4 protein-coding genes and 3 pseudogenes are annotated in these 4,176 nt (G+C 67.3%); 3 read left to right on the top strand and 4 right to left on the bottom strand.

Annotation, left to right across the window (positions count from 1 at the left end; all coding sequences use genetic code 11):
* Positions 1-178: 178 nt before the first annotated feature.
* Positions 179-271, top strand: a pseudogene (locus tag ACIRQP_RS42090) (PPOX class F420-dependent oxidoreductase); the annotation flags it as partial.
* A gap of 15 nt (positions 272-286) precedes the next feature.
* Positions 287-583, top strand: a pseudogene (locus ACIRQP_RS42085) (transposase); the annotation flags it as partial.
* Between the two features lie 428 nt (positions 584-1,011).
* On the opposite strand, the gene ACIRQP_RS42080 reads toward ACIRQP_RS42085, so the two are convergent.
* The 3 genes from ACIRQP_RS42080 to ACIRQP_RS42070 form a co-directional block, all read right to left on the bottom strand.
* The gene (locus ACIRQP_RS42080; RefSeq protein WP_403900725.1) at positions 1,012-1,779 is read right to left on the bottom strand and encodes a transposase; all 768 of its coding nucleotides are present in this window, start codon (positions 1,777-1,779) and stop codon (positions 1,012-1,014) included.
* Positions 1,776-2,402 carry a transposase gene (locus ACIRQP_RS42075; protein ID WP_403900723.1) on the bottom strand — a complete coding sequence of 209 codons (627 nt, stop codon included), beginning with the start codon at positions 2,400-2,402 and terminating at the stop codon, positions 1,776-1,778. Before ACIRQP_RS42075 ends, ACIRQP_RS42080 begins: the two co-directional genes overlap by 4 nt.
* 200 nt (positions 2,403-2,602) lie before the next feature.
* Positions 2,603-2,890 (bottom strand): DUF1330 domain-containing protein, encoded by a 288-nt coding sequence (locus tag ACIRQP_RS42070; RefSeq protein ID WP_403900721.1) that lies wholly within the window; start codon positions 2,888-2,890, stop codon positions 2,603-2,605.
* Between the two features lie 130 nt (positions 2,891-3,020).
* Here ACIRQP_RS42070 and ACIRQP_RS42065 point away from each other — a divergent pair, with 130 nt between their 5' ends.
* Entirely contained in the window at positions 3,021-3,353 is a 333-nt protein-coding gene (locus ACIRQP_RS42065) for an ArsR/SmtB family transcription factor (RefSeq protein WP_403900719.1), read from the top strand.
* 190 nt (positions 3,354-3,543) lie between these two features.
* On the opposite strand, the pseudogene istB reads toward ACIRQP_RS42065, so the two are convergent.
* Positions 3,544-4,080: pseudogene (gene istB, locus ACIRQP_RS42060) on the bottom strand (IS21-like element helper ATPase IstB); the annotation flags it as partial.
* Positions 4,081-4,176 lie beyond the last annotated feature (96 nt).

Here is a 4,176-nt window from a genome sequence, read left to right as displayed (position 1 = left end):
CACGACCGGGTCAAGATCCCCAACCCCAGCCGCTCCAGACGCGACACCAACACGAACGGCCCAACGACCTGCCTGCCTTAAAAGCAACGGCATTGTCACGCGTGCGACAGGGGGCAACAGTCATGCCGGGCCCGGAGGCCGGGAGCCCCATTTCGGGGCCACGAAAAAGGTAACGGGGCAGCGGGTTGCGGTGATCGTGCGCCCGGTCAAGGTACGGCACGTCGTCGGGGTGGAGCGGTTCCGGCCCGGCGGCCCCGTTCCCGCTCCTTGACCGGCCCACCCAAGCACTGCCACCAGCGTCCCCGCCGCCAGCCAGGGCACGGACGCCGCCAAGAAAATCGTGGGCCGCAAGCGGAGCATCATCACCGACACCCTCGGCCTGCTACTTGCGGTGCTGGTCACAGCGGCCAGTGTTCAGGACTCCGTCGCAGGCCAGACCCTTCTCGACCAGGTGGCCGCCGCCTACCCCACCATCCGCAAGGTCTGGGTTGACGGCGGCTACCGCAAACACTTCGTCGAGCACGCCGCCACCCTCGGCATCGACCTCGAAATCGTCCAACGCACCCCAGGGACCAGGGGATTCACCCCGATGATGACGAGCATCTTCATGGGTGTCTCCCCGGTAGGCAGCAGCTGTGTCTCTGGCGATGGTTTCCGCAGGTCATGCCGTCTGTGGCCACGCTCTGATCTTGGCGGTCCCCGGCGGTCCGAAGCGGCTTCCGGCGGTACCGACGCCGACCCCGTACCGACTGTCCTGCCCCATGGTCAGCTCCTTGGGTCGCGAGTGGGAACGCTCCGCGGCGGTCTGTCCCCGTACTGATGTGAGTGCTCCACCAAGTACAGAGTTATGTGCACCACTCAGCCCGGATCCACCGAGTTGGTCTCGGCTTGATCGTTTCACTGGTCCGGGGATGAGGCTCGGCCCGAGGACGTGAGGTATCTGCTGGTCTGCCCAGCTCCTCCACGTCGTTCTCCGGTCGAGCCCTTGCTGGGCGGGGTGGTCGGGGTCGGTCAGCGTGCCGGTGGTGCGTGGGCGGCGTCGAAGTGCGCGGTGAAGGCGTCCTGGCCGTGCCATCGCTCGGGCAGGTGGAGGGTGAGGTGCCGTGCGGTGCGGGCGATGCGGGCCGGGATGTTGATCAGGTGAGCGCGCAGGGTGGCTGTGGTGGCCTTGGCGTGGCAGGAGCCGGCCAGGGCGCCGGCGGCTCGCAGTAGGTTGAAGGCGATGGCCCATAGGGTGAGCCAGGCCGCGTTGGCCTGGAAGTTGCCGGAGGGCAGGTGGGCGAGTGGTCCGGACTTACCGTCGGCGATAACCTGCTCGATTGTGGCGTGCTGGCGGTGGTGCAGCTCGGCCTGGAGCATGGCGAAGGGGCTGTCGGTGAAGACCGGGTGGTAGCGCCAGGCGGTGAACAACTCGCCCTGCCCGGCTGCGGCCTGGGCATTCAGGCGCCGGATCCGACGCACGATCAGGCGGGCCGTGACCTGCTCGGCCTGCTTGCGTCCGGTGAACGCGGTGTACTGGATTTCGGCGACCTCAGCGTCGGAGACCACGTCCACGTCGCCGGTGTCGGGGTCTACGAACGCGTCCGGGTAGCGGATCGCTGTCCACGCGTGCTCGGGTATGGCGCTGATGGCGGCGGCGACGTGCGGGTTCATGCGCACGGTAAGGGAGAAGTGGGCGCCGGATCGGCGGCAGGCCGCGGCGACGTCGGCGTTGTAGAACTGGCTGTCCGCGCGGACGATCACCGTGCCACTCGCGCCGGCCTGGCGGGCGGCGGTCAGGGCCTCGGAGGTGAACGGGGCGGCCCTGCGGGCGCAGCGGCCTTGCCCCGTCGTAGCCGCACCGCCGCGAGCACCGGCCGGGCAAGCGGCGTGGAGAGGGTGGCCAGGATCGGGTGCAGCGTGCGCTGGCCCTTGAATCGGCCGACCTCCGCGCCTTGCTTCGCGCGGCCGTAGACTCGCCGGTGCGTGGGATCGACGTCGACGAACGCCACCTTCTCGGCGCCTGGCAGCAGCGGCGTATGACGGGCGAGCCGGGCGAGGAACATGCGGTGCACCGCCTGGAGTTGGTTGTGGCCGTGGGTGAAGGCGCGCAGGGAGGTGCCCAGGGTGGAGGGTGCCCGTACTCCGGTGAAGAGCCGGTGCATGGCGCCGTGCCGCAGCCGGTCGGCATCGTCGATGGAGTCGGCCCCGGCGCACATCGCCGCGACCAAGCTCATCCCCTTCGCCGCCGGGTGGGCCCCGGCGCTGTTGGCCGCCCCGCCGATCCGGACTTCGCGGGCGACCAGCTCGGGCAGGCCGCACCGCTCGGCCAAGCGGACGAGCGGTACCAGGCCAGCGTCCGCGATCAGGTTCGGCTCGTCGAACGCAGCGGAGACCACGGCAGGGCTGCGGGAAGATTTCACTTGCGAGGCGCCTTGCTGGTTGGGCGGACGGAAGCGTAGAGAACTCCCATCCTCCCAGCTCAGCAGGCACCTCTCTGCATCACCTCTGCCTGCTGCAATCACCGACCGTGGATTCGGGTTCAGTGCCCGGGCATGGCGGGACGAAGGCACCGGACCTTGCAGTGTCGTTCTCTCGATCCGGACAGAACGCGGCGTCGGAGTCAGTCGGTGCCGACGACGAGTGCGCTGGCGGTGGCGAAGGTGTGGCGGAACTCCTTCAGGGGCCGGTACTCCTCGGAGTCGTAGAAGTCCTTGACTGCCTGCTTGTTGGGGAACTCGATGATGACGCCGATGCCCGGGCGCTGGTCGGCCTCGATGACGAAGCAGTCCGTGTCGCGGACGAGGGGCTTACCTCCGAAGCGCGGGACCAGCTCCAGAGTGCGGGCCTCGTACTCGCGCATCTTCTCGTCGTCCTCAGGGGTAACGCTGATGACCATGTAGGCGGTCACTTGGAGACTCCTTCGTTAGTTCGTGCATACGCGAACTATGAAACTTCGCTCTTGCGGCTGGGTCAACGCGGCAAGGTGTGATCCCCAGCACAACAGTTCATGAAAGTGCGAACTAACGTATCCTGGAAGCATGAAGCCGCTGACCCACCCGCGCTGCGACGAGTTGTGCATCGAGGCCGTCCTGGGCGCCATGGCCAACCCCATCCGGCTGCGGATCATCGAGCGGCTCGCCAACGGGGAAGAACTGACCTGCTCTACCGTCCTGCCCGAGGTCAGCCCGTCAACCGCCAGTCGCCACTGGCAGGTCCTGCGCGAAGCCGGCGTCCTCTTCGCCCGTCGCGAAGGGCGCATCATCCTGCACCACCTGCGCCGCGACGACCTCGACGCTCGCTTCCCCGGCCTCCTCGACAGCGTCCTCCGAGCCGTCCGCACCACCCCGGACCCCCATCCCATCACTACCTGAACATCCCTCGGTGCCATTGGGGTGGGGCCGGGCTGGCAGGCTGCACTCGTGACTGTGGGAGGATTTCACTTACGAGGTGCCTTGCTGGTTGGGCGGACGGAAGCGTAGAGAACTCCCATCCTCCCAGTTCAGCGGGCACTTCGTTGCGTCATCCCCTCCCCGCTGCAGTTACCGGTCGGTGGATCCGGGCTCAGGCGACGTCGGTGTCCCGTTCGAGGGCTTGGAGGCGGTTCTTGAGGCGGTAGCTGTTGCCGTTGATCGCGACGACCTCGCAGTGGTGCAGGAGGCGGTCGAGGATGGCGGTGGCGAGGACCTCGTCGCCGAAGATCTGTCCCCACTCGCTGAAGGTCTTGTTCGAGGTCAGGACGATCGAGCCTTTCTCGTAACGCTTGGAGATCACCTGGAAGACCAGGTTCGCCTCGGCGCGTTCGAGAGGCTGGTAGCCGACCTCGTCGACCACGAGCACGCTCGGCCGCAGGTAGCTGCCGAGTTTGCTGGTCAACCGGTTTGCCGCTTCAGCGGTCTTGAGGTGGCGGACCATGTCGTCGAGGGTAGTGAAGTAGATCGAGTAGCCGGCCCGGCAGGCAGCGACGGCCAGAGCGACAGCGAGGTGTGTCTTGCCCACCCCGGGCGGCCCCAGCAGGGCGGCGTTGTCCTTGTCCCCGACGAACGACAATGTCGCGAGGTCTTTGACCTTGCGCGGGTCGAGGTCGGGCTGGAAGGAGAAGTGAAGTTGCCCCGGTTTGATGGACAACCTTTCGCTTTGGGACACTGGGTCCCGCAAAGGAGGAGTTCATCGTGCCAAGGACGCGTCCGGCCTACC

The sequence above is a fragment of the Streptomyces sp. NPDC102274 genome (assembly GCF_044766385.1).
Lineage (GTDB): Bacteria > Actinomycetota > Actinomycetes > Streptomycetales > Streptomycetaceae > Streptomyces.
Note: the sequence above shows the minus strand (reverse complement) of the source record. Positions and strands in the feature narration are given on the sequence as shown.

Excerpts from the sequence above, each read along its gene's own strand:
- ACIRQP_RS42065 (WP_403900719.1), top strand. The coding sequence starts at position 3,021 with ATGAAGCCGCTGACCCACCCGCGCTGCGACGAGTTGTGCATCGAGGCC.